Source organism: Pseudoalteromonas sp. P1-25 (assembly GCF_001401805.1).
Taxonomy (GTDB): Bacteria; Pseudomonadota; Gammaproteobacteria; order Enterobacterales; family Alteromonadaceae; genus Pseudoalteromonas.
Window position 1 is genome coordinate 182,824 of record NZ_LKDW01000003.1, and the last position, 23,837, is coordinate 206,660.

The 23,837-nt window shown below is 40.8% G+C and carries 19 protein-coding genes and 1 tRNA gene; 17 read left to right on the top strand and 3 right to left on the bottom strand.

All coding sequences use genetic code 11. The features are described from left to right. Window positions 1–25 precede the first annotated feature (25 nt). Window positions 26–2,800, bottom strand: coding sequence for a two-component sensor histidine kinase BarA (gene barA / locus AN393_RS03980; protein WP_055017394.1), 2,775 nt, complete (start codon window positions 2,798–2,800; stop codon window positions 26–28). A gap of 111 nt (window positions 2,801–2,911) precedes the next feature. On the opposite strand from barA, the gene rlmD reads away from it, so the two are divergent. The 5 genes from rlmD (at window position 2,912) to eno (ending at window position 10,425) form a co-directional block, all read left to right on the top strand. Next, a complete protein-coding gene (gene rlmD / locus AN393_RS03985; protein WP_055017383.1) occupies window positions 2,912–4,237 on the top strand; it encodes a 23S rRNA (uracil(1939)-C(5))-methyltransferase RlmD in 1,326 nt (441 codons plus the stop codon). 8 nt (window positions 4,238–4,245) lie between these two features. Then, the gene (gene relA / locus AN393_RS03990) at window positions 4,246–6,402 is read left to right on the top strand and encodes a GTP diphosphokinase (protein WP_055015363.1); all 2,157 of its coding nucleotides are present in this window, start codon (window positions 4,246–4,248) and stop codon (window positions 6,400–6,402) included. A gap of 1 nt (window position 6,403) precedes the next feature. Continuing rightward, entirely contained in the window at window positions 6,404–7,201 is a 798-nt protein-coding gene (gene mazG, locus AN393_RS03995) for a nucleoside triphosphate pyrophosphohydrolase (RefSeq protein ID WP_200909021.1), read from the top strand. Between the two features lie 177 nt (window positions 7,202–7,378). After that, window positions 7,379–9,013, top strand: coding sequence for a CTP synthase (locus AN393_RS04005; RefSeq protein WP_055015360.1), 1,635 nt, complete (start codon window positions 7,379–7,381; stop codon window positions 9,011–9,013). Between the two features lie 113 nt (window positions 9,014–9,126). After that, the gene (gene eno, locus AN393_RS04010; RefSeq protein WP_055017384.1) at window positions 9,127–10,425 is read left to right on the top strand and encodes a phosphopyruvate hydratase; all 1,299 of its coding nucleotides are present in this window, start codon (window positions 9,127–9,129) and stop codon (window positions 10,423–10,425) included. Between the two features lie 150 nt (window positions 10,426–10,575). Here the strand turns inward: eno and mutH are convergent, their stop codons facing one another. Then, complete coding sequence (gene mutH, locus AN393_RS04015) at window positions 10,576–11,247, bottom strand: DNA mismatch repair endonuclease MutH (RefSeq protein ID WP_055015358.1); 672 nt, start codon at window positions 11,245–11,247, stop codon at window positions 10,576–10,578. A 577-nt stretch (window positions 11,248–11,824) separates the two neighbouring features. Between mutH and rppH the strand changes: the two genes are divergently transcribed. The 12 genes from rppH to AN393_RS04075 all read left to right on the top strand — a co-directional run bounded on the left by rppH (window position 11,825) and on the right by AN393_RS04075 (window position 22,250). After that, window positions 11,825–12,343 (top strand): RNA pyrophosphohydrolase, encoded by a 519-nt coding sequence (gene rppH / locus AN393_RS04020; protein ID WP_004586239.1) that lies wholly within the window; start codon window positions 11,825–11,827, stop codon window positions 12,341–12,343. Window positions 12,344–12,372: 29 nt separating this feature from the next. Next, on the top strand, window positions 12,373–14,637 hold the full coding sequence (ptsP, locus tag AN393_RS04025; RefSeq protein ID WP_055015357.1) for a phosphoenolpyruvate--protein phosphotransferase: 2,265 nt from the start codon (window positions 12,373–12,375) through the stop codon (window positions 14,635–14,637). 72 nt (window positions 14,638–14,709) lie between these two features. Next, window positions 14,710–15,519: a sulfite exporter TauE/SafE family protein gene (locus tag AN393_RS04030; protein WP_055015356.1), complete on the top strand. Its 810-nt coding sequence runs from the start codon at window positions 14,710–14,712 to the stop codon at window positions 15,517–15,519. 10 nt (window positions 15,520–15,529) lie between these two features. Then, window positions 15,530–16,333: a prolipoprotein diacylglyceryl transferase gene (gene lgt, locus AN393_RS04035; RefSeq protein WP_055017385.1), complete on the top strand. Its 804-nt coding sequence runs from the start codon at window positions 15,530–15,532 to the stop codon at window positions 16,331–16,333. An 11-nt stretch (window positions 16,334–16,344) separates the two neighbouring features. Continuing rightward, on the top strand, window positions 16,345–17,196 hold the full coding sequence (locus AN393_RS04040; RefSeq protein WP_055017386.1) for a thymidylate synthase: 852 nt from the start codon (window positions 16,345–16,347) through the stop codon (window positions 17,194–17,196). 19 nt (window positions 17,197–17,215) lie between these two features. Further along, a complete protein-coding gene (gene galU, locus AN393_RS04045; protein ID WP_055017387.1) occupies window positions 17,216–18,094 on the top strand; it encodes a UTP--glucose-1-phosphate uridylyltransferase GalU in 879 nt (292 codons plus the stop codon). A 589-nt stretch (window positions 18,095–18,683) separates the two neighbouring features. Beyond that, a complete protein-coding gene (locus tag AN393_RS04050; RefSeq protein WP_055017388.1) occupies window positions 18,684–19,382 on the top strand; it encodes an SPOR domain-containing protein in 699 nt (232 codons plus the stop codon). Window positions 19,383–19,420: 38 nt separating this feature from the next. Then, complete coding sequence (locus AN393_RS04055; protein WP_055017389.1) at window positions 19,421–20,008, top strand: SPOR domain-containing protein; 588 nt, start codon at window positions 19,421–19,423, stop codon at window positions 20,006–20,008. 52 nt (window positions 20,009–20,060) lie between these two features. Next, on the top strand, window positions 20,061–20,654 hold the full coding sequence (locus AN393_RS04060; protein WP_055016727.1) for a FlgO family outer membrane protein: 594 nt from the start codon (window positions 20,061–20,063) through the stop codon (window positions 20,652–20,654). Window positions 20,655–20,667: 13 nt separating this feature from the next. Then, window positions 20,668–21,360, top strand: coding sequence for a FlgO family outer membrane protein (locus AN393_RS04065; RefSeq protein ID WP_055017390.1), 693 nt, complete (start codon window positions 20,668–20,670; stop codon window positions 21,358–21,360). Between the two features lie 8 nt (window positions 21,361–21,368). Next, window positions 21,369–22,046, top strand: a complete 678-nt coding sequence (locus AN393_RS04070; RefSeq protein WP_055017391.1) for a FlgO family outer membrane protein — start codon at window positions 21,369–21,371, stop codon at window positions 22,044–22,046. Between the two features lie 129 nt (window positions 22,047–22,175). Further along, window positions 22,176–22,250: transfer RNA gene (locus tag AN393_RS04075), tRNA-Arg, on the top strand. A gap of 247 nt (window positions 22,251–22,497) precedes the next feature. Here AN393_RS04075 and AN393_RS04080 read toward each other — a convergent pair. After that, window positions 22,498–23,355 carry a DUF6236 family protein gene (locus AN393_RS04080; protein ID WP_039489561.1) on the bottom strand — a complete coding sequence of 286 codons (858 nt, stop codon included), beginning with the start codon at window positions 23,353–23,355 and terminating at the stop codon, window positions 22,498–22,500. Window positions 23,356–23,837 lie beyond the last annotated feature (482 nt).

Sequence of the window (23,837 nt, forward strand, 5' to 3'; positions counted from 1 at the left end):
ACTGCGCTTTTTTATTATGTGTTTTTTAGCGTTGATGCTCAGTAACACGTGCATCTGCCATGAGATTTTCCAGCTCATCCTGCAGCTCAAATAATTCAGGCTCAACGTTATCGAGCACGCAGTCACTCTTAAGTGAGGTTTCTATGGTTTCTGCCAGAGATTTAAGCTTAGGCACCCCGGTATAACAGCACGCGCCATGGAACTTATGAATCACACTTAATACTGTTTGGCAATCGTTTTGCTCAATAGCCTCGTTAAGCTGCGAGAGCGTCTCTGGCACACTATGTAACAGCATATTAAGCATTTCCATCGCCAGCTCACCTTTGCCGCCAGCGCGCTGTAGCGCAAGCGACCAATCTAAGCAGTTACTTTCAAATGGAGCTGGGCTTTGTGGCGTTACACTTTTAATTTTGTCGCGGGTTACAGGCGATTGCGGACTATGATCGCAAATAATTTGGCTGAGCATATCTTCATCGATAGGCTTAGTTAAATAGCCTTTAAAGCCATCTTTTAATAGCTGCTCTTTTTCACTGTGCAGTGCATGCGCGGTTACCGCAATAATAGGCGTGTCTTCGTTTAAAGACGACTCCTTAATCAATTTACAGGCGGTAATGCCATCCATTATCGGCATTTGTATATCCATAAAAATAACATCGTACTTGTGGCTTTTACTTAAGCTGTAGGCTTGAGAGCCATTGTAGGCCGTGTCTATAAATTCAACCTGTTCTTTTAATAAAGTGCAAATAAGTTTTAAGTTTGCATCGTTATCATCTACCACCAGTACTTTTAATGGCAATAAGGTTTGATCGCTTGGCTCAATATTTAAGGTTGGGTGATCGAGTCGATAAGGTGCAGCGAGTACTTCACATAATTTACGATGATTGAGCGGCTTGCTTAAACAGGCATCGGCGCCGCTGCCAATAAATGCCTCGCGCATATTATGCGATACAGTATTAAGCATAAGGTATAAATAATCGCACGACTCGCGAACCATATTCACATAGCCTTTAAGGCGCTGCATATCATCTACCGATGCCATATCACCAATAATACAAATATCGTATTTAAGCATTTTATGCTTGATAGCATCTAAAAATGCGGCCTCATTAAAGCAGGCCGTTACAACCGCTTCCCATTCGTTTAATACAGAAAGTACTGAGTGATGCGTATGCTCGTGCGGCTCTAAGTATAATATGCGTTTACCAATAAGAGACTTAGAAGGTAGGTCGTTACTGAAGGTATGATCAGGCAACCTAAACACACCATTAAAGGTAAAACAGGTGCCGCTTCCAGGAGCTGAATTTAGCGTTATTCGGCCATTCATAGCCTCAACAATGTGTTTAGTAATGATTAAGCCTAAACCTGTGCCGCCAAATTTTCGGGTAATGGATGAATCAGCCTGGCCAAATGCGGTAAATAGTGCATCTTGTTTGTCCATTGGTATACCCACGCCAGTGTCGGTTACTGAGACTAAAATAGAGGCACGGTCTTCATCTAATAAACGGTAGCTTATATCGACTTTTATTGAGCCTTTTTCGGTAAACTTAATGGCATTACTTAACAAGTTAATAAGGACTTGTTTAAGACGTGTTGGGTCACCCGTTAAATCATCAGGTACCTGCGGGTTAATATATATAGATAGCTCAAGTTGTTTTTCATGCGCCGAAGGCGCTAATAATGTCATCACTTCGTTTACGCTATCGCGCAGTTGAAACTGGATGGATTCAAGCTCCATGGCGCCCGCTTCAAGCTTAGAAAAATCTAAAATATCGCTAATAATCGTCAATAAGCTGTTGGCAGAAAGCTCTATGGTATCGAGGTAGTCTTTTTGATGTTTATTTAAAGGTGTTTTATACAACTGCCGCGTAAAGCCAATAACCCCATTAAGCGGGGTGCGTAGCTCGTGACTCATTTTGGCTAAAAAGTCTGACTTAACGCGGTTCGCATCTTGCGCCTCTTTTTTGGCCATGGTTAGCTGAATATTTGAAGTTTCGTATTGCTCTAGGGTTTCGCGGTAATCACTGGTGGCCTGATCAATATTTTTCTGCATTTCGTCTTTTTGCATAACCATAGTGTGGGCAATGGTATTAAGCCCTTCACGCAACAGTTCAAATTCTCCCATCATGGTGTCGTTTAAACCTGTGTCTCTTTTTCCCTCTACTAACTTGTCGGTAGCAAGTACCAACTTATTAAGCGGGTTCATGAACATTCGGCTAAGCTTAAGGGCTAAAATAGAAGCCAATACTATTGAAAATAAAATAACAATGCCGCTAATTAACACTGCTCGTTGCTGGCCTATAATGGCTTGGTCTTTATTTAGTTGCAAAATAACGGTGCCAAGCGGGGTTTGAAAATCATTAATATCCCATTTTGATACCGGCGCGGAGTGATTAAAAATAGGGGTGTAAAAGGTGATTAATTCTTCAGTCTTATTAATTTTTGTTGTATTGAGGTTTTCAATTTGTGCTTTTTGGGTCAGTTCATCAAATGAGCGATGATAGTTACTGGTCATAATAAGCTGATTGTTAGTATCAAAAATAGCAATCGACTTAATGGTAGGAGAGTGCTTATTGTGTGTGTAACTAATAAGACGATTGAGCAGCTTTTTATTTTTTTCTAGTAAAGGTTGCTCTAATGCAATTGCTAAAGGCTCAGATATTGAGCTGCCTTGTTGATATAAAATTTCATCAAGCTCAATGTAACGATTTATTGTAAAATAGCCGCCAAGTAACAAACCAATGATCACTGTGGGGATCAAGGTTAAGGTTAAAACAGAATCACGTAAGCCTAATTTGGTCATAATGGAAGCGTTATTATCATTATTAGTATGCACCGAGTATATACGGTTCATCGGCTATTCTCAAAGCATCTGATTTGCTTATACGTAATACAAAATTTAAGGTAATGCCGCATGGCGCAAATTTTTAAAGCAAAGAAAAAACCACTTAAACAGCAAACACTCACACTTAATATTACGGCCATGGATCATCAGGGGCGAGGTGTTGCCAAACACAATAATAAAGTGTGCTTTGTAAGCGGCGCTTTAACGAATGAGAAAGTAACGGCAAGCCTAATAGAAGATAAAGCTAAGTACAGTAGTGCTAAGTTGGTTAAGGTTATTAATCCAAGCGATGCACGCACGCAACCATTTTGCCCGCATTATAATCACTGTGGTGGGTGTCAGTTACAGCACCTAGAAATAAATCAGCAAGTGGTTGAAAAGCAGATAGCAGTGACGCAATTATTTAAAAAGTTTGCCAAATTAAGCGAGTTAAATTGGCAAGCGCCTTTATTAAGTAAGCCCACTCATTACAGGCGCAGCGCCCGAATTGCTGTAATGTATGATAAAGCCGCTAAAAAAATGCGAGTTGGGTATCGTGCGCTTAGCTCTAAAAATGTGATTAGTATTGAGCAATGTGATGTGCTTAGTAAGGCATTTACTAACGTATTTAGTATTTTTGAAACGCTTATTAATCAATATAAAGCGCTACACAGTATAAGTCATTTACAGTTATGCCAAAACGAAGCTGGGAACTTTATTGTTATTCGTCATACTAAAGCGATAGCAGATGAAGCCAAACGCTATGTACAAGAGGCGGCAAATGCACAGCAATGGTTAATTACTTGGCAAGACAGCAGCGATGTTATAGAGCAAACTCATTTACCTACACCTTATTATTTTTTAGAAAAATTTAATTTAAAGTTCGAGTTTGGCCTTGGTAATTTTATTCAAGTAAATGATGAAGTTAACCAAGCTATGTTAACGCAGTCGGTAAATTGGCTTAACTTGCAGGGAAACGAGCAGGTATTGGATTTATTTTGTGGGATTGGTAACTTTTCATTAGTGCTTGCTCAGCATGCTAAATCGGTTATTGGCGTAGAAGGGGTTGCATCGGCGGTTGCAATGGCGACACAAAATGCGCACACTAACTCTATTACTAATGCGCACTTTCATTGTTTTGATTTAACGCAAAAAATTGAAACAGCACAATGGTTTAATAAGGCGCTAGACGTATTAGTATTAGACCCTTCTCGTACCGGTGCTATGGCTGTTTTAGAGCAACTTTCTTTAAAGCAGTTTAAAACCATTTTATACGTTTCTTGCGATCCTGTTACTTTAGCCCGTGACAGTGCAATTATTTCGCAAGCAGGTTTTGAAGTTACTAAAATTGGGCTAATGAATATGTTTCCGCATACAGGACACATAGAAACAATGGCGTTATTTCAACGGAGGTAAAGCGTTTTATGGTCGCTACACGTCAATCACATCAGCAGGACGACACAGGTGACTTTGCTACTAGCCTAAAACAGTTAGCGTTATCGCAAGATAAAATAACGCTACTAAACAAAGCGCAAGCATTGTGTGTTACATGTGACAACCAAGCACGGCAAAACACGGCTATCGAAATGGTCGAGATTTTAGCCGAGCTTAATTTAGATGCAGAATCTCTCGCAACTGCGTACCTCACGCATTATTACTTAAATGACTTAGTAGATCTTGAAACCGTAGAAGCACAACTTGGCAAAAATGTAGCCATGCTTCTAACGGGGGTTGCACAAATGGCGGCTATTAGTACTTTATCTCACCAAGGTAAAGGAACAATGCAGGTAGATAACATTCGTAAAATGTTACTTACTATGGTTGAAGATGTGCGCGCGGTTGTAATTAAACTTGCCGAGCAAGTGTGCCATTTACGTAATGTAAAAAATGGCGATGAAGAAGAGCGTGTTATTGCTGCTAAAGAAACCGCCGATATTTTTGCCCCGTTAGCAAACAGGTTAGGTATAGGGCAGCTTAAGTGGGAACTTGAAGATTTATCGTTTAGGTATTTACACCCCGACACTTATAAAAGCATTGCTAAGCAACTTGATGACAAACGCCTTGCCCGTGAAGCCTATATGGAAGATATGGTTGAGCAAGTTAAAGCGCGCCTAAGCGAAGCCGGTATTGAGGCGCAAGTGTATGGCCGCCCTAAGCACATTTACAGCATTTATAAAAAAATGCAGCAAAAAAACTACGAGTTTGATCAGCTGTTTGATATTCGGGCGATGCGAATAGTGGTTGAGCGCCTGCAAGATTGTTACGGCGCCCTAGGTATTGTGCACACTAATTGGCGTCACTTAAATAAAGAGTTTGACGACTACGTGGCTACACCTAAACAAAACGGCTATCAGTCAATTCATACTGTGGTATTTGGCCCTGAAGGAAAAACCGTTGAAATACAAATACGTACCAGCGAAATGCATCAAGATGCTGAGCTAGGTGTAGCCGCGCACTGGATGTACAAAGAAGGCGCCTTACCAGGGCGTGGCTCAGGTTATGAGCAAAAAATTAGCTGGTTGCGTAAATTACTGCAATGGCAAGAAGAAGTGGTCGATGGAGGCGACTTAGCCGAAGAGCTGAAAAACCAAGTTGTAGAAGACCGCGTTTATATATTTACCCCAAGTGGCGACATTATTGATTTACCTGTTGGTGCTACACCGCTGGATTTTGCTTATTACATTCACTCAAATGTAGGGCATCGCTGCATAGGAGCGAAAGTATTTGGCAAAATAGTGCCGTTTACGCACCAGTTATCTACGGGCGATCAGGTCGAAATACTCACACAAAAGCAGCCTAATCCAAGCCGCGATTGGCTAAACCCATCGCTTGGCTATATTAAATCGTCGCGTGCGCGGGCTAAAATCCATCATTGGTTTAAACAGCTCGACCGTGATAAAAATTTAAGCGCCGGTAAAGAGATTCTTGATAACGAACTGCAAAAGCTAGATTTAACCTATAAAGATTTAGACCCCGCTATTAAGCGCTTTAACTTTAAAGAGTTAGATGACTTAATGGTTGCCATAGGCGCAGGCGATGTCCGTTTAAATCAAATGCTCAACTTTGTAAGCGACCGTACCGAAGAAGAGCCCGTTATTCGTTTTAAAGCGCCTAGTAAAGTAACAGGCGATAAAAACGGTATTGTGGTGGACGGCGTTGGCAGCCTAATGAGCCACGTTGCAAAATGTTGTCGCCCAGTCCCTGGCGATAAAATAATTGGCTATATTACACAAGGCCGAGGGATAGGCGTGCACCGCGAAGATTGCGATGCATTTAACAACTTAAAAGAGCAGCACCCAGAGCGCGTTATATCGGTGAGTTGGTCAGATGAAATAAATGGCTCTTATGCGCTGAGTATAAAAATTGAAGCAAGCGATCGCTCAGGTTTAATCCGCGATATTAGCTCTGTACTGGCTAATGAAAAAGTAAATGTGATCAACATGAACGTCAATACCGTTGGGGCCGATCAGTTGGCAGTATTTACTATGCAAATAGAAGTGCACGACCTATCGGGCACAAACCGGGTATTATCTAAGTTGCATCAAATTGAAGGTGTGCACAGTGCCAAACGAAACCAATAAAGTGGCTGATACCAACGCACTCGAGCAGCTTTTACATATAATGCAAACACTTCGCGATCCTGAGGACGGGTGCCCTTGGGATTTAAAACAAGACTTTAAATCTATTGTGCCGCATACATTAGAAGAAGCTTATGAAGTTGCAGATTGTATTGAATCGGGTAATTTAAACGATCTTAAAAATGAGCTCGGTGACTTACTGTTTCAAATAGTGTTTTACGCCCAACTTGCCAAAGAGCAGGAATTATTTGATTTTAACGACGTGGTTAGTGAGCTAAATAGTAAACTTACCCGCCGTCACCCTCATGTTTTTAACACTAAGCAAGCGTTAACCGACGAGCAATTAGCAACGCAATGGCAAGCAATTAAAGCACAAGAGCGTGCAGCAAAAGTACAGCCGAGCAACGCCTCGCTTTGGCAAGATATACCCACTAATATGCCAAGCTTAGCTAAAGCTAAAAAAATTCAGCAGCGGGTCGCCGCACTTGGTTTTGACTGGCCTAATTATCATGGTGCACTTGATAAAGTAAGCGAGGAAGTACTTGAAGTAAAAGAAGCGCTTGAGCACGACCCTTTATCTGATCACACCGCAGAAGAAATAGGCGACTTATTATTTGCTACGGTCAATGTGGCTCGCCATGTTAAACGCGACCCGGAGCAGTTACTCAGACAAGCCAACGATAAGTTCTCGGCGCGCTTTGAAAAAGTGCAAGGTTATTTAATTGCAAAAGGAAAAAGTTTAGAGAGCGCAACGCTTGATGAAATGGAAGAAGCATGGGAAGCCATTAAAAAAGTGAAATGAGATGAGCTCAGCACAAACTAATGTTAATCAAAGAACATTTTTTGTGCGGGTAAACGCTATTTTTAGCTGGATTGCTCAACGCTGTTTTGGTATAATTTCGCCCCGTCTTGATGATATACCCAGAGTCTCTTTCTCGGGTGTTATATTCCTTTTAATTCCTGATATTCTAGGGTTCGCATGAGTACAAAATTTATCTTCGTTACTGGCGGGGTGGTTTCTTCGTTGGGTAAAGGTATTGCAGCAGCGTCATTGGCAGCTATTTTAGAGGCCCGCGGTTTAGATGTTACCATTTTAAAGCTGGATCCTTACATAAACGTTGACCCAGGCACAATGAGCCCAATTCAACACGGTGAAGTATACGTTACAGAAGACGGCGCCGAAACGGATCTTGATTTAGGTCACTACGAGCGTTTTATTCGCACCAAAATGACCAGCCGCAACAACTTCACACAAGGGCGTGTATACGAAGACGTGTTACGCCGTGAGCGCCGTGGTGAATACTTAGGTGCAACCATTCAGGTTATTCCACACATCACAAACGACATTAAGCAACGTGTATACGACGGTGCTGAAGGTCATGACATTGCGATTGTAGAAATTGGTGGCACAGTAGGCGATATTGAATCACAACCGTTTATTGAAGCAATTCGTCAGTTAGGTACTGAAATTGGCCGCGAACGAGCGCTATTTATTCACCTAACGCTAGTGCCATTCTTAGGCCCTGCAGGCGAAGTTAAAACAAAGCCAACACAGCACTCAGTTAAAGAGTTACGCTCTGTAGGTATTCAGCCTGATATTCTTATCTGTCGCTCAGACCGTAAATTGCCTAACAACGAACGTGCAAAAATTGCATTGTTCACTAATGTTGAAGAAAAAGCGGTTATTTCGCTTCCTGACGTAGATAGCATTTACAAAATTCCTGCGTTATTAAAGTCACAAGAGCTGGATAACTTTGTGTGTCGTCGTTTCCACCTTGACGCACCAGAAGCTGATTTAGTTGAATGGGAACAGGTGCTTTATCAAGAGTCTAACCCAACTGGCGAAGTAACGATTGGTATGGTTGGTAAGTACATTGAACTACCAGATGCATACAAATCAGTTAACGAAGCGCTAAAACATGCAGGTCTTAAGAACCGCTTAACTATTAATATTGAATACGTTGACTCGCAAGACTTAGAAAGCAAAGGGGTTGAATTGCTTTCTCATCTAGATGCTATTTTAGTACCAGGTGGTTTTGGTGGCCGTGGTGTTGAAGGTAAAATTTTAGCGGCTAAGTATGCCCGTGAAAACAAAGTACCTTACCTAGGCATTTGTTTAGGTATGCAAGTAGCCCTTATTGAATACGCACGTAACGTTGCTGGTTTAACCGATGCTAACTCAACTGAGTTTAATATTAACTCAAAAGCACCTGTTGTGGGCTTAATTACAGAGTGGCTAGATGCTGAAGGTAATATTGAAGTACGTGATGAAAAATCTGACTTAGGTGGCACAATGCGTCTAGGCGCACAAAAATGTCATTTAACGCCGGGTTCTAAGGTGCATGAAGTGTACGGCAATACAGAAATTGTTGAACGCCACCGTCATCGCTACGAAGTAAACAACAACTTTGTAGAGCAATTAGAGCAAGCTGGCTTAAGCTTTACTGGTTTATCAGAAGATAAAAAACTAGTCGAAATCATCGAAAACAAAGATCACCCATGGTTTATTGCTGCGCAATTCCACCCGGAATTTACGTCAACACCACGCGATGGTCATCCGTTATTTGAAGGGTTTGTAGCAGCCGCTCATACTCATCAAAAAACGTCTTCGTAATTAAAAAAAGCCGTGCATATTGCACGGCTTTTTTGTCTAAAGGGCTGACTAAAAGATATAAAACGTAGTAAAGTTAGCTGAACTCACCATTTTGGGAATATAGAGGAATCAAGATGTCAGAAATCGTAAAAGTAATTGGTCGCGAAATTATGGACTCGCGTGGTAACCCGACTGTTGAAGCTGATGTATATTTAGCTGATGGTTCTTGGGGCCGAGCTGCCGCTCCTTCAGGTGCATCAACAGGTACTCGCGAAGCGCTAGAGCTACGTGATGGTGACAAAGCCCGTTACTTAGGTAAAGGTGTATTAAACGCAGTTGGTTTTATTAACAACGACATTGCGGATGCGCTAAAAGGCCAAAATGCATTAGATCAAAGTGCTGTAGATAAAGTAATGCTAGATTTAGATGGCACCGAAAATAAAGAAAAACTAGGTGCAAATGCTATCTTAGCAGTGTCACTAGCGACTGCAAAAGCCGCTGCACAATTTAAAAAAGTTGAGCTTTACGAGCACATCGCAGACTTAAACGGTACACCAGGTGTTTACTCAATGCCGCTGCCTATGATGAACATCATCAACGGTGGTGAGCACGCAGATAACTCTGTAGATATTCAAGAATTTATGATCCAACCTGTTGGCGCTGCAAACTTCCGCGAAGGCCTACGTATGGGCGCTGAAGTATTCCACAGCCTTGCTAAAGTATTAAAAGCAGACGGTCATTCTACAGCGGTAGGTGATGAAGGTGGTTTTGCACCAAACCTTGAGTCAAACGAAGCCGCTCTTGCTGCTATTAAAACTGCTGTTGCAAACGCAGGTTATGAGCTAGGTAAAGATATTACACTGGCTATGGACTGTGCTGCATCAGAGTTTTACGACAAAGAAGCAAACATTTACGACCTTAAAGGTGAAGGTAAAAAATTCACTTCAGAAGAATTTAACTATTTCTTAAAAGAGCTAACTGAGCAATACCCAATTGTTTCAATTGAAGATGGCTTAGATGAGTCTGATTGGGATGGCTTTGCACACCAAACTAAGCTACTGGGTGATAAAATCCAGCTAGTAGGTGATGATTTATTCGTAACGAACACTAAGATTTTAAAACGTGGTATCGACAACGGTATTGCTAACTCAATCCTAATCAAATTTAACCAAATTGGTTCACTAACTGAAACGTTAGCAGCAATCAAAATGGCTAAAGATGCAGGCTTTACTGTTGTTATTTCTCACCGCTCTGGCGAAACAGAAGATGCAACAATTGCTGATTTAGCGGTAGGTACTGCTGCAGGTCAAATTAAAACGGGTTCACTGAGCCGTTCTGACCGTGTTGCAAAATACAACCAACTTCTTCGCATTGAAGAAGCGCTAGGCTCAAAAGCACCTTACAACGGTCTTAAAGAAGTTAAAGGTCAGTAATTACTGCTCTTTAATTTAAGATTATAAAATCCTCGCCCAGGCGGGGATTTTTTATGCCAGTTACTTTTCTAGTAGGAGACCTGAGTGAACCTTCTAAGGTGCCTATTAGTAAAAACGAGCACACCTGAAGCGTTTAATAATTACGTGTAATTAAAGCTGAAACTGCTGCTTTAAAATCTCACCTGTAAAACTGGTTTTTAAATAAAAACCACGCGGTAGGGTTTTTATAATTTGACCATTTGGCCCAATAGCATCAGTAACCACTTTGCTGTTTGCCGCCTTAGGCCTTATTTGAATCGCATCCCCTAAATGACCTGATATTTCATCTACTCGCCCAAGTGCAATTAATTCCATTTGTTCTTCCCAGTCTCGTTGTAATAAGGCATCTTGCTCAGGTGTTGGTTGCCACAAAAAGCCGCTACCTATCGTTCTGTCAAATGGGGCTATATCTCGCTCACTTAGTATGGGTAACCATAAAACATGATTTAGCTTTTTACGCACAGCGCTTGTATGCCATGTCATACCGGTGACGTTTATTAAAGGTGTTACCGATACAAACGTAGTCTCTAGTGGCTTACCTTTGTAAGAAATGGGGAGTGTTTTTAGCTCTATCCCTAAATCTTCAAAGTCGGGGAGGGGTTTGGAGCCTGCAGTAGCGCCTAACACGTATTCAATAAGTTGCCCAGTCCAGCCTTTTTCGCGTAATAGGTCGTCAGGGGTTTTAAAACGGTATTGCGATGCCAATTGCCCTAATGTTAATCCGGCAATAGCGTTTACGCGTTGCATTAAGTCATTAATTGAATGGGGTCTAGTTGGTCGCATGCTATTGGTTTACCTTGAATAATTAACAGCGCCATGATAGCAAAAGCCTACTTAGGTGGATATCTTTGCTTTTGGTTGTTTTTTATACGTGCTGTGTTTGGCGTAATTTTGCTCACGCCAAAAAGTCACAATTTAACTGTAAGTGACTGACCAGCTTTAATATTTTTTCTTAACTTATTCAGTTTTAATTAAGTTGGCAAATTCTATATGGGATAAATACAACAATATAAACATGTTTATCCACAGAATCTGTGGAGAAAGCGAGTATTTAGATCTTCTATTGTGGACTTGTTTGCAAAATAGCCGTGTTTATTAAAAGTTATTCACAAGCTGTGAGTAAATAGTACAAAACATATTAATCAAGGCATAGCTTAGTTTTTTTTGCTAAAAGTTACATGATTTAGGGGTTATTTTAGCCCTAGACTCATCAGGTGCTAATTTATCATTAAGTTGTTATGCACAGTGTAAATAGTAAACTTGTAACTAGGGCGTGGTGACTTTGGGGATAATAGTGTTTGCCGAATTGCAGCTAATGTGGAACAATCATTAAAAATCGACTTACAAATGAGGCACTAAGGTGATTGATGCCGAAGGTTTTCGTGCCAATGTCGGAATTGTAATTTGCAATAATCAGGGGCAAGTTTTTTGGGCTAGACGTTACGGTCAACACTCTTGGCAATTTCCCCAAGGTGGTGTTGATGACGGAGAAACACCCGAACAAACTATGTACCGTGAATTACACGAAGAAGTAGGTTTGCGACCAGAAGACGTAGAAATAGTCGCAAGCTCAAAACATTGGTTACGCTATAAATTACCCAAACGATTAATTCGCCGCGACTCAAGTCCGGTGTGTATTGGGCAAAAACAAAAATGGTTTTTATTAAAACTGCGTTGCAAAGATGAAGATGTAAATTTGCTTAAAACTCATCATCCCGAATTTGATGATTGGCGCTGGGTAAGCTATTGGTATCCAGTGAGGCAAGTGGTGTCGTTTAAGCGCGATGTATACAGACGGGTGATGAAAGAGTTTGCACCGTTTGCAATGCCTTTTAATAAAAGAGAACATCATAAAGAGCAGTGGCGACACAAAAGGTAGTAGTATAATTATAAAATAAGGAGCAGGTAATGCTGGCAACACTAAGAACTATTGCTGAGTCTGTGTCGCAACAAGCGAACTTAGACAGTGCCCTAGTGTGCTTTGTGAAAATGGTGAAAGAAGCCATGAAAACCCAGTGCTGCTCTATTTATTTTGCCGACTACAGTCAAGATAACTTTGTACTTATGGCAACCGAAGGCCTAAACCCTGATGCCGTAGGTAAGTTTAGAATTGGTTTTACCGAAGGACTTGTTGGTTTAGTTGCTCAGCGTGAAGAGCCTATTAATATTGCTTTTGCAAAATCTCACCCACGTTTTAAGCTCTCCCCCGAAGTAAACGAAGAAGGTTACAATGCCTTTTTGTCTGTACCTGTTGTGCATCAAAAAAAGGTATTGGGCGTTATTGTTGTACAACAAAAAATGGCGCGGGTTTTTAGCCAAGACGAAGAGTCGTTTTTAATTACGCTTTCGGCGCAGCTAGCCTCGCAACTTGCGCATGCTGAAATAAAAGAGCTTTTACGCCAAGACGAATCATCACATCAAACCTCAGTGCTAAAAGGGGTGTCGAGTGCGCCGGGCATAGGAATTGGCCAAGCCTTTGTGGTGCTCCCCAAGCTTGATTTTAAATCTATAGAGCTTAAAAAAGACTCTGATAGTGCTGAGCAGAAACGTCTATTTACACAAGCCGTTGCTGCCACCCGCAAAGAATTTAATACCCTGTCTATGACTTTGAGTGACTCAATACCCCGTGAAGCACTCGCGGTATTTGATGTATACCAACAATTACTTGATGCCAAAAGTTTAGGCCACAACGTTGAGGTACAGTTACAAGAGGGCTGGTGTGCAAAAAGCGCCTTAAAAATTGTTATTGAGCGGCTTATTTCACAGTTTAATGCCATGCAAGACCCTTACATTAAAGAGCGGGCCGTTGATGTAAAAGACATTGGACTAAGAGTATTGCACCATCTTGTAAACACTGAGCACGCAGTAAAAGATTATCCGCCGAATACTATATTAATTGCGAATACCTTAACGCCCGCCATGCTAGCTGAAGTACCCAACGGGCATTTAGCAGGTGTAGTGAGTGTAAATGGCTCAGCCAATAGCCATGCCTCTATATTAACCCGCGCTATGGGAATACCAGCTATTTGGGGTATTGAAGATTTACCCTTATTGCAATTTGATGGTAAACCAATGATTTTAGATGCCTTTTCTGGGCGTTTATATATTTCTCCTTCGCAAGTGTTACTCGATGAATACGCACAGTTAAAGCACCAAGATAAATTACTCAATAACCGCTTTTTAGCAGAACAAAGTGCACAGTCGGTTACTTTAGATGGTGAGCAAATCAATTTAATGCTCAATGCAGGGCTTGAGCTTAATACTGAACAAAGCAGTACACATATTTGCGATGGGGTAGGGCTTTATCGTACCGAAGCATGGTTTATGCAAAAGGGACAATTTCCTTCACAGGCCGAGCAAGAAAACTGGTATAGGGAGGTACTAAAAAGTTATCACCCAGCGCCAGTGGTTATGCGAACGCTCGACATTGGTGGCGACAAAGTTTTAGATTACTTTAATATCACCGAAGAAAATCCCTTTTTAGGTTGGCGTGGTATACGCATAAGCCTTGACCATCCAGAACTGTTTTTAGATCAACTCAAAGCCATGTTAAAAGCAAATATGGGCTTAGGTAATTTAAAAATAATGCTACCAATGATCAGTGGCTCAGAAGAAGTAGACGAAGCGCTCGCGTTATTTGAACAAGCTTATTTTGAATTAAGCGAAAAGTGCCCAGAGCAAAACTTGGAGCGCCCACAAGTGGGTATTATGCTTGAAGTACCCTCCAGTATATTTATGCTCGACGAGTGGGCTAAAAAGGTCGACTTTTGCTCAGTAGGCAGTAACGATTTAACGCAATACTTACTTGCTGTAGATAGAGCAAATGCGAGGGTAGCTCAGTTATTTAACCCATATCATCCCGGTGTGTTAAGGGTATTAAATAAAGTGGCTAATGAATGCAGCAAACACAGCTTACCTTTTAGTTTATGTGGCGAGCTGGGCGGCGAGCCAGAGGGCGCAATTTTACTTATTGCCATGGGCTATAGGCGTTTAAGTATGAACATGTCGTCATTGACTAAAGTAAAGTGGATTTTAAGACGCTTAAACATTAACGATATGCAGCAGTTACTTGCAGAGTGCCTAATGCAGTCGAACGCTAAACAGGTACTGCGCCTAACGCGCAATTTTATGATTGAGCACCAATTAGGCGATCTATTCTACACCGCTAAATAATGCAGCGCTTAAAGATGCTATTAACGTAATAATCCTTTAATATAGGCGCACGAAAAGGTATTTGAGAACACTATGTATGACTTAGCTTTACTCGTGGCCAGTTGTGCGCTACTTGGCTGTGTAGTTGGCTTTTTAGCGGGGCTATTAGGGATAGGCGGCGGTTTAATTATTGTGCCTGTTTTAAGTAGTTTATTGCTGATGTTTAATGTTACTTCACCTGATCACGTTTTGGTTATTTCTATTGCAACATCGCTTGCCTCTATTTTATTCACGTCTACTTCTTCAGTATTGGCTCATCATAAAAATGATAATGTACCGTGGCAAATTGCGCCTTGGGTAATGTCGGGTGTAGGCCTAGGCGCTTTAATAAGTGGCTTTGCCGCCAGTTTAATACCAGAACAAGCGTTACGCAGCGTGTTTGCTGTGAGTGTTGTGTTTATTGCAGGCAGAATGGTATTGGCATCACGCAGTAAATCGCTTAATGAAAAACCGTTACCAAAAGGGCCAATTTTAGGGAGCATTTCTGCCCTTATGGGGGCGCTTTCTGGTTTAATAGGTATTGGCGGCGGCGCGCTTATTGCCCCTATGCTTAACTACTTCTCGGTTGATATAAAAAAAGCGATAGGGTGCGCATCAGCATGCGGCATTGTTATCGCGTTATTTGGCTCTATTGGTTATATAAGCGCAGGTTGGAACGTAACTGATTTAGCCCACGGGTTCGCAGGGTTTGTATACTTACCTGCATTATTTGGTATTGTAATAACATCGTGGTTTGTGGCGCCCTTAGGGGCTAAAGCAACTCATTATTTACCTGTTACTATAATAAAGAAAATTTTCGCGGTGTTGCTTGTGCTCATCGCACTTAAAATGGTTTTTAGCTAAAGGTTTATTTATGGCACTTGAGTTTCCTCAAATCGATCCAATCATTTTTTCTGTTGGACCGCTAAGCGTACGTTGGTACGGTTTAATGTATTTAATTGGTTTTGCGTTTGCAATGTGGTTTGCTAATCGTCAAGCCGCAAAACCTAACTCTGGTTGGACTAAAGAGCAAGTAAGTGACTTGCTTTTTTACGGCATGCTGGGGGTTATTTTAGGTGGCAGAATTGGCTATGTATTGTTTTATCAGTTTAGCTACTTTTTAGAAAATCCATTCTATTTATTTAGAATTGACCAAGGCGGAATGTCGTTCCACGGCGGAACTTTAGGGGTTATTACCGCTATTATTCTATTTGCAAAAACCCGTAAAAAATCACTGTTTGCAGTGGGTGACTTTGTCGTGCCGCTTGTACCAGTGGGTTTATTAGCAGGGCGTATTGGTAACTTTATAAATGGTGAATTATGGGGCCGCGTAAGCGATGTGCCATGGGCCATGGTATTTCCAACGGGTGGGCCGCTTGCGCGTCACCCATCGCAGTTATACGAAGCCTTTTTTGAAGGGTTAGTCCTGTTTTTAATTTTATTATGGTTTATTAAAAAGCCTCGCCCTGCAGGCAGTGTAGCCGGTGTATTTTTATTAGGGTATGGCGTATTTAGATTTTGTATTGAATATTTCCGCCAACCTGATGCGCAGCTTGGCCTATTTGCCGACTTTATCTCAATGGGGCAAATACTCTCGTTGCCTATGATTATTGGTGGCCTTGGGCTATTAATTTGGGCATATAAAAAACCGCAACCTGTAACAGCAGCAAAGGCATAGTAAAACATAACATGAAACAATATTTGAATTTATGTCAGCGCATCGTTGACGAAGGTGTATGGGTAGAAAATAAACGCACAGGCACGCGCTGCCTAACTGTTATTAATGCCGACTTAGAATACGATGTAGGTAATAATAAATTTCCTATGATCACCACGCGTAAAAGTTATTACAAAGCCGCTATAGCAGAGCTTTTAGGTTACTTACGCGGGTACGATAGCGCAGCGCAATTTCGCGATATAGGTTGTAAAACCTGGGATGCAAACGCAAACGATAATAACGCATGGCTAAATAACCCTAACCGCAAAGGCGAGGACGACATGGGCCGCGTTTATGGTGTGCAAGGACGTAATTGGCAACGCCCAGATGGCTCAACGCTCGATCAGCTTGCTAAAGTAGTAAATAACTTAAAAAACGGGATTGATGACAGAGGTGAAATAATTACCTTTTATAATCCTGGTGAGTTTGAGCTTGGTTGTTTGCGCCCATGTATGCACACACATACGTTTTCGCTGCTTGGTGACACGCTGTATTTAACATCATATCAGCGCAGTTGCGATGTGCCGCTAGGCCTTAATTTTAATCAAATTCAGTGTTTTGTATTACTGGCCTTGGTTGCACAAATTACCGGCCATAAAGCAGGCAAGGCGTATCATAAAATTGCTAATGCGCATATTTACGAAAACCAGTTACCGTTGATGCGCGATGTACAGTTAAAACGTGAGCCGTTTGATTCACCGCAATTAAATATTAACCCAAACATAAAATCACTAGAAGATATAGAAACATGGGTAACACGAGACGATTTTGAAGTAGTAGGCTATCAATGCCACGAACCAATCCAATATCCGTTTTCAGTATAATAAGATTAAGGAGAACAAGATGAAAGCAGTGATCCCAGTAGCAGGCCTCGGAACGCGTATGTTACCTGCCACAAAAGCCATCCCTAAAGAGATGCTTCCAGTGGTAGACCGTCCGCTTATTCAATATGTAGTAAATGAAGCGGTAGCCGCAGGCGTTAAAGAAATTGTACTTGTAACGCACTCAAGTAAAAACTCTATCGAAAATCATTTTGATACCAGCTTTGAGCTAGAAGCCACGCTTGAAAAACGTGTAAAGCGGCAATTACTTGCCGAAGTACAGGCAATTTGCCCTAAAGATGTGACCATTATTCACGTGCGCCAAGGGGAAGCCAAAGGTTTAGGTCATGCAATTAATTGTGCTGCGCCAATTATTGGCAACGAACCCTTTGTGGTTATTTTGCCAGATGTGATTGTTGATGACGTAGAGAGCGATCTTAAAAAAGACAACCTAGCAGAGATGATCGCCCGTTTTGAACAAACTAAGCACAGCCAAATTATGGTTGAGCCAGTACCCATGGACGAAGTAGACAAATTTGGTGTTGTTGATTTAGGTGACGTAGAGCTACACCAAGGTGAAAGCTCGCCAATTATTAACATGGTAGAAAAACCACCAGTAGATGAAGCACCTTCAAACCTATCGGTAGTAGGGCGTTATGTATTAAGCGAAAAAATTTGGCCACTGCTTGCTAAAACGCCGCAAGGGGCTGGTAACGAAATTCAACTTACAGACGCAATTGCCATGCTAATGGAGCAAGAAAAAGTAGACGCTTACGCAATGAAAGGCCGTAGCCATGATTGTGGCAGCAAAATAGGCTACTTAAAAGCAACGATAGAGTTTGCCCTGCGCCGCGACGAGTTTGCAGATGATTTAAAAACATTTATTAAATCGTTAATTTAGGTTTTATTAAATCACCGACCAAGGCGCCTAAAGGCGCCTTTTTTTATAAAAAACACAAATGCTAAGCTTTTAAATAGTGCTTTTACAATTTTGCATACTAGCTAATCTGTACGCTAAGTAATAAATCTATCTTGAGCCGTTATTATAGCGTTAACTACGTTGAATTTACTTGCAATAGGCCCCTTATTGAGACGTAATTTTGCCTTGTTTTCACTAAAAATTTCAGGCTAGATAGAGTAAATTTAAATACCAGCCTAATTCAATATGTTAGTTAATCTCTTAAGTAGAGCTCAGGTTAATTAAACATGCTAGTTGTAAAAATGGTCTACGCTTATTTATGTTCTGAATTTGACTTGCGTTATATAGCTACATAACGTAATTTATATTGTAAAGTTTATGTTAATTGGCATTAAAGTTGTATTAAAAGCCAAACTCACGGAAGGGACACGTTAATTATTACCTATGTAGGTCAATTAGCGTGGAGGAGCAAAAATCGCTCATTGTTTAAATTGCTAAGTTAAACGCTTTCTTGTGAGAATGTTTAACTGAAATGTAAGTGCACAGGCACTGCTTTCAGGATAACGGGTACATGCTTAAATTAAAAAAATATTATAAACACTTTTTTGTATGCCTTTTTACGCTTACGTTTGGCTCGGCGTGCTCTATTACGCCTACAGCTAAACCTGCTATTGATAATGAAATACCTAACACCGCGCCCGATTACGTATCGATAACGGCACTGGAGCTGGCCCAATTAAAAGATGCCGCCATGCAATGGCAACAAGCTCGCGCCGGTATAGAGCGCATTTTAAAGCTTGAAAAAGAAATTACTTACCTCGTTAATCATATAGATATAATAAACTCTAAGGCGATTGCACAATCTAATGCAAGCCCTGCCTACAGCAGCCGCTATACTCGTACGCCTTCGCGTATAGTCAGTAACAAGCCACGTCGCCAGCAAAGGTATAAAGCCGCTAACAATAATCTAAAGCAAACAATAAAGCTTAATACACCTAAACATGTATTTGCATTACAAGTTGCTTCGGTCGACTCTAAGCAAGATGTAGCCAAGGCTTGGCAAGAGCTGAATACTAAAGCAGCACCACTATTTAGGGATAAAATATTAACCAACGTAGAAACCGCAAAAATAAATGATAAAACCTTTTATCGCTTAAAGCTTGGCTCTTATAAAAGCCTTAAAAATGCCAAAGCCGACTGTGAAGTATTTAAAATGTATAAGCTTGACTGCATTGTAAGTAACTATACCGACAAGCCAATTAAACTTTAAAGCTGATAGCTCGATAGCCCTGACTTGCTAAGCGTTGATTGGCTGTTAAAATAGCGCCCACTCTTACCCAAATTAACAACATACTTATGCTGCACTACAAGGACTTTTTAGCTACATTAGTTTTAGGCTCTGCATTAGCAAACAGTGCTCACGCACTAGCAACAGATCAAAAGCAGGCGGTGTTTATTAAAAAGGATGATTTAGCTGTACTAAAAGAGTCTGCGCAGCAGTGGCAACAAACCCAGCCTCAATTAGAAAGACTGTTAAAGCTAGAAAGTGAATTACAGCGCACAGTCGATAAATTAAAACAACTAAATACCCAGCCAGAACTTGAGCAAACACAGCCAACTAACCACTTAGCTGTTGTAAATCCAAATGCGCTGTTTGCAGTTCAAGTAGGGGCTTATAAAAATAAAGCGGTACTTGAAGCGGCTGTAAAACAATATCAATCGGTGCCAAATATGCTTGAAGTTAATACCGAACAAGTACTCATTGAGCAGCACACATTTTATAGGTTAAAGCTTGGTGCGTTTAAAACAAAAAACGCAGCTGAAGATGCATGTAAGTCATTAATAAAAATTAATAACTGCTTTGTAACCTATTATGTCAAAACGCCTCAAAGTTAATTAGGCATAATAATTGCTTTATCCTCGATATGTTTTAAAGAGGACGGCAACTATGCGCCTTTTACTGCCTTTAGTATTGTTAAATTTAACTGCTTGCAATTTGGTTCCACCGCCTGAGCCGAGTGTACCTACTGACGCGCCAAAAGCAGCAATGGCACCCTATACTGTAAACGAGTATGTAGCCAATCTAACCTCGCAGCTTAATCATATAAATGGCGCTTTAAATGCCAATGCGCGCATTGGTGTGAGTAGCTTTTTTTATGCCGATGCTTTAGATACTAAGCTAGTAGCAGGGCAGGCCTCGGGTTTGAGCTTACAAATTCAAGAAAGTCTATTAACGCAATTTACCCAGCTTGGCTATCATACTGTTGAGTACCGCCTTGGTAATAACCTTATATTAGCGCAAAACGCAGACAGCATATTAAGCCGCGACTTAAGTAAACTACGCAATCGCCAAAATATTGACTTAGTCATCACCGGCACTGTAACACGCCAACAGCATGCGTATATAGTTAATGCACGACTCGTTAATATTGAAAATAAGCAAGTATTGTCGGCAGGCAGCACAGAGATCCCTATAAATGTAATGTGGGGAAGTGAAAAAATTCAGCAGCGCGACGGCTCTTTGTACCGCAGCGAATATTAATCAGGAGCACACCATGAGAAACCTATTAATTACCCTATGTTTGCCATTAGGCTTTGGCTGTTCGCAAATGCTAAATTCGCTACATTCAGAGCCGGAGCAGGTTGAGCAAGACAATGCAGCCCAGCTTGTTTCAGAGCAACGTGCGGTAAAAGCACCTGTAGCAAATGACGCGTTATTTCAGTCTAATTTAAACAAGCAAAGCAACTACACTAAAAGTGCCCCTGCAAAACGCAAAAATATAAACCATTATGTGCGCGGTATAATGCAAGACATGGTCGAAAACCTGCAATACGTAAACGACAAAACGCCACTTGCCGTTTCTAGCTTTGTATTTTTAGATGATGACTACAGTGATGGAAGCCTGTTAGGTAACCAAATAGCCGAAAGCTTTATGCACGAGCTGCATAGTTTTGGAGTACCGGTTATCGATTTTAAAACCACCGATTATATGCGCGTAACCCCCGCAGGCGACTTTGTATTTAGCCGCGACTACCTAGAGTTAAACCAAGATCAAAACTTTAATTACGTATTAGCAGGAACACTTGTGAGCCACCAAGGTGGCGTACTGGTAAATGCACGAATAGTGGGTATTAAAAGTAAAGCGGTAGTGGGCAGTGCGCAAGGCTTTATACCGCAATCAGTGGTTGATGCGCTAAACAGTAGCTATCGCACCGACGGAATTATGCTTAAACAAGCCAGCGAGTGAGGTTGACCATGTTTTATAAACTATCTGCTATAGCGGGGCTAACGGCAACGTTAGCATTAACTGGTTGTTCAATAACGCAAAATAATGAGCACAACGAAAACATTAACACGCGCTCAGATTACACCGTGGTAACGCAAAGTAACCAACCAACGCCAGTGTATGCTAACCAATCTGTGCAGCAGCAAAGTGAGTACGACACAGCAAGGCAGTTTACACCGCTTAAACATCACAAAACATTGGCAAACTATGTAGAGCAAATGGCGCTGGATTTAGTTGATACGCTTGAAGCCGAAGCGTCCGATAACAACAGCATCAACATAGCGGTTACCACCATTGTCGATTTAGACGCATCGCTTAATAAAAGTAATCAGTTGGGTAATCAATTAGCAGAGACGTTTATTCATCAGCTGCAAAAGTTTGGCTACGGCGTGGTCGATTTTAAAACCATGGACAACATTGATGTATCAAATAGAGGCGACTTTGTGTTATCTCGCGATATAGAAAAGCTAAGCGAAAGCAGCATGGCTAACTATGTATTAGCAGGTACGTTAATTTACCGCCCAAATGGCGTAGCAGTAAACACCCGCGTTATAAATGTTCACAGTAAACATATTGTGGCAAGCAGCCGTAAACTCATACCACTGTACGTGTTAAACAAAGAAGATATATATTTATCAAGCAATTAAGTTAATTTTAGCTTGATATGAAAAACAAGATGCCGTTATAATTTTTGTAAGCTGTAAGCTGTAAGCTGTAAGCTGTAAGCTGTAAGCTGTAAGCTGTAAGCTGTAAGCTGTAAGCTGTAAGCTCGGTGCGGCCTCTTAGTTAAATGGATATAACGGCCCCCTCCTAAGGGGCAGTTACAGGTTCGATTCCTGTAGGGGCTACCAACCAAAAACCTAATGCAATATTAGTAACTCTTTTGTGCCTGCGTAGGTCGGATAAGCGAAGCGCCATCCGACACAGTAAAATACCTTACCAATTATTATCAATATTTTATGTTGCCGAGTGGCTGAGGTGTGCCAATTGCGGACGTTCGTAACGCCCGCATAAAATGCGGATAATGCTTGGCTAGGATTAGCGAAGAATGAGCGCCAACCAAGCGTTTTGCGTCCTTATGAGTAACTTGTTATAAATTTATTGCACCAAGCCCACTTCAGAAGCCTTAGAAATATACCCTAATTTTAGCCTTTCATCCGCGGCTGAAAATGTATTTGTAGATTTCCCCGAAACTTTAACACAAGCACCAATAGCGGCTAAAGTAGTAGCTATTGGCATAGTAAAGCCATTTGATAAAAAATCTATTGCGGCTCCTGATGCTCCAGCCATAGCAATATCTTTACCATTTAGATTTAATTCAACAGATAAATCAAACTTACTTGTTTTCTTATACTTTTCGCCAGAAACCCTTTCAAGTGCTTCAATTTCTTTATTTAATCTTGAGAAAATGGACTTAGCTTCTAATGAGGGGTCTGGTGAGGTTAAAATTTCTTTATATAATTCATCAAGTGTTGAGTGCAATGCTTCAAGTTCCGCGCCTCTTTTTTCCTTGAATTCAAGTATCTCATTAATGTTTGTATCTTTACTTGGAACAGGCAATACACCAGACAAATCAACACGAATAGTGTTGTTATATTGTGAAGTTTTTTTAGGTAAGAATATTTGATTGCCAGTTTGGTGCACTACCCAATCTGTTTTAGAGTCTTTTAACATTAACTCTGCAATTTCGCTTTGTCCCTTAATTATAGCTTCACCTAGCTCATGGCCAGAAAAGCGACCAACATGACTTGTTCTAGGTCGCCATAAGGCTTTACTACTAATTAAATCTTCTTCATCAGGAATACCAAAATGTATTAGATTATTTGTTGGGATTATAATTTTATCCCAATACATTAAATAGAAACGGATATCTTCAGGCGTCAAGTTTGAGCTTAAGCCACATCCTTGCATTTGAAACTTAATATTACCAGCGACAGTAATTAAACCTCTTTGCAAAATAACTCCCTAGATGAAAAATTTATAACAATTTAATAATACGCTCATCGCGCATATTTCTGCTGACGCCACACTATTTTCTACATTATATATGTTTTAACAAATAACCTAAGATATTACTATCACTAAGTTTTCTAAAATTTTAAAGAAAAGTTAAATGAACTAATATGCGCGCGTCGTTCATTTTCATAGCTACATACGCAAAAAAGTAGTTTGACCGCTCAATTAACTATTATATTTATCCAATCTCAATGACTGCTCCTCGCTCAAAGCCGCCCTTAAAATACTAAAGACACCAATAACCACTGAGTTGAAGTGTTAGTAAAACAGTAATTTTAATAACTACACATAAAAAGCGAGTAAATATAAATCTACTCGCTTTACAATTTTGACAGCTAAAAGCTAAAAGCTAAAAGCTAAAAGCTAAAAGCTAAAAGCTAAAAGCTAAAAGCTAAAAGCTAAAAGCTAAAAGCTAAAAGCTA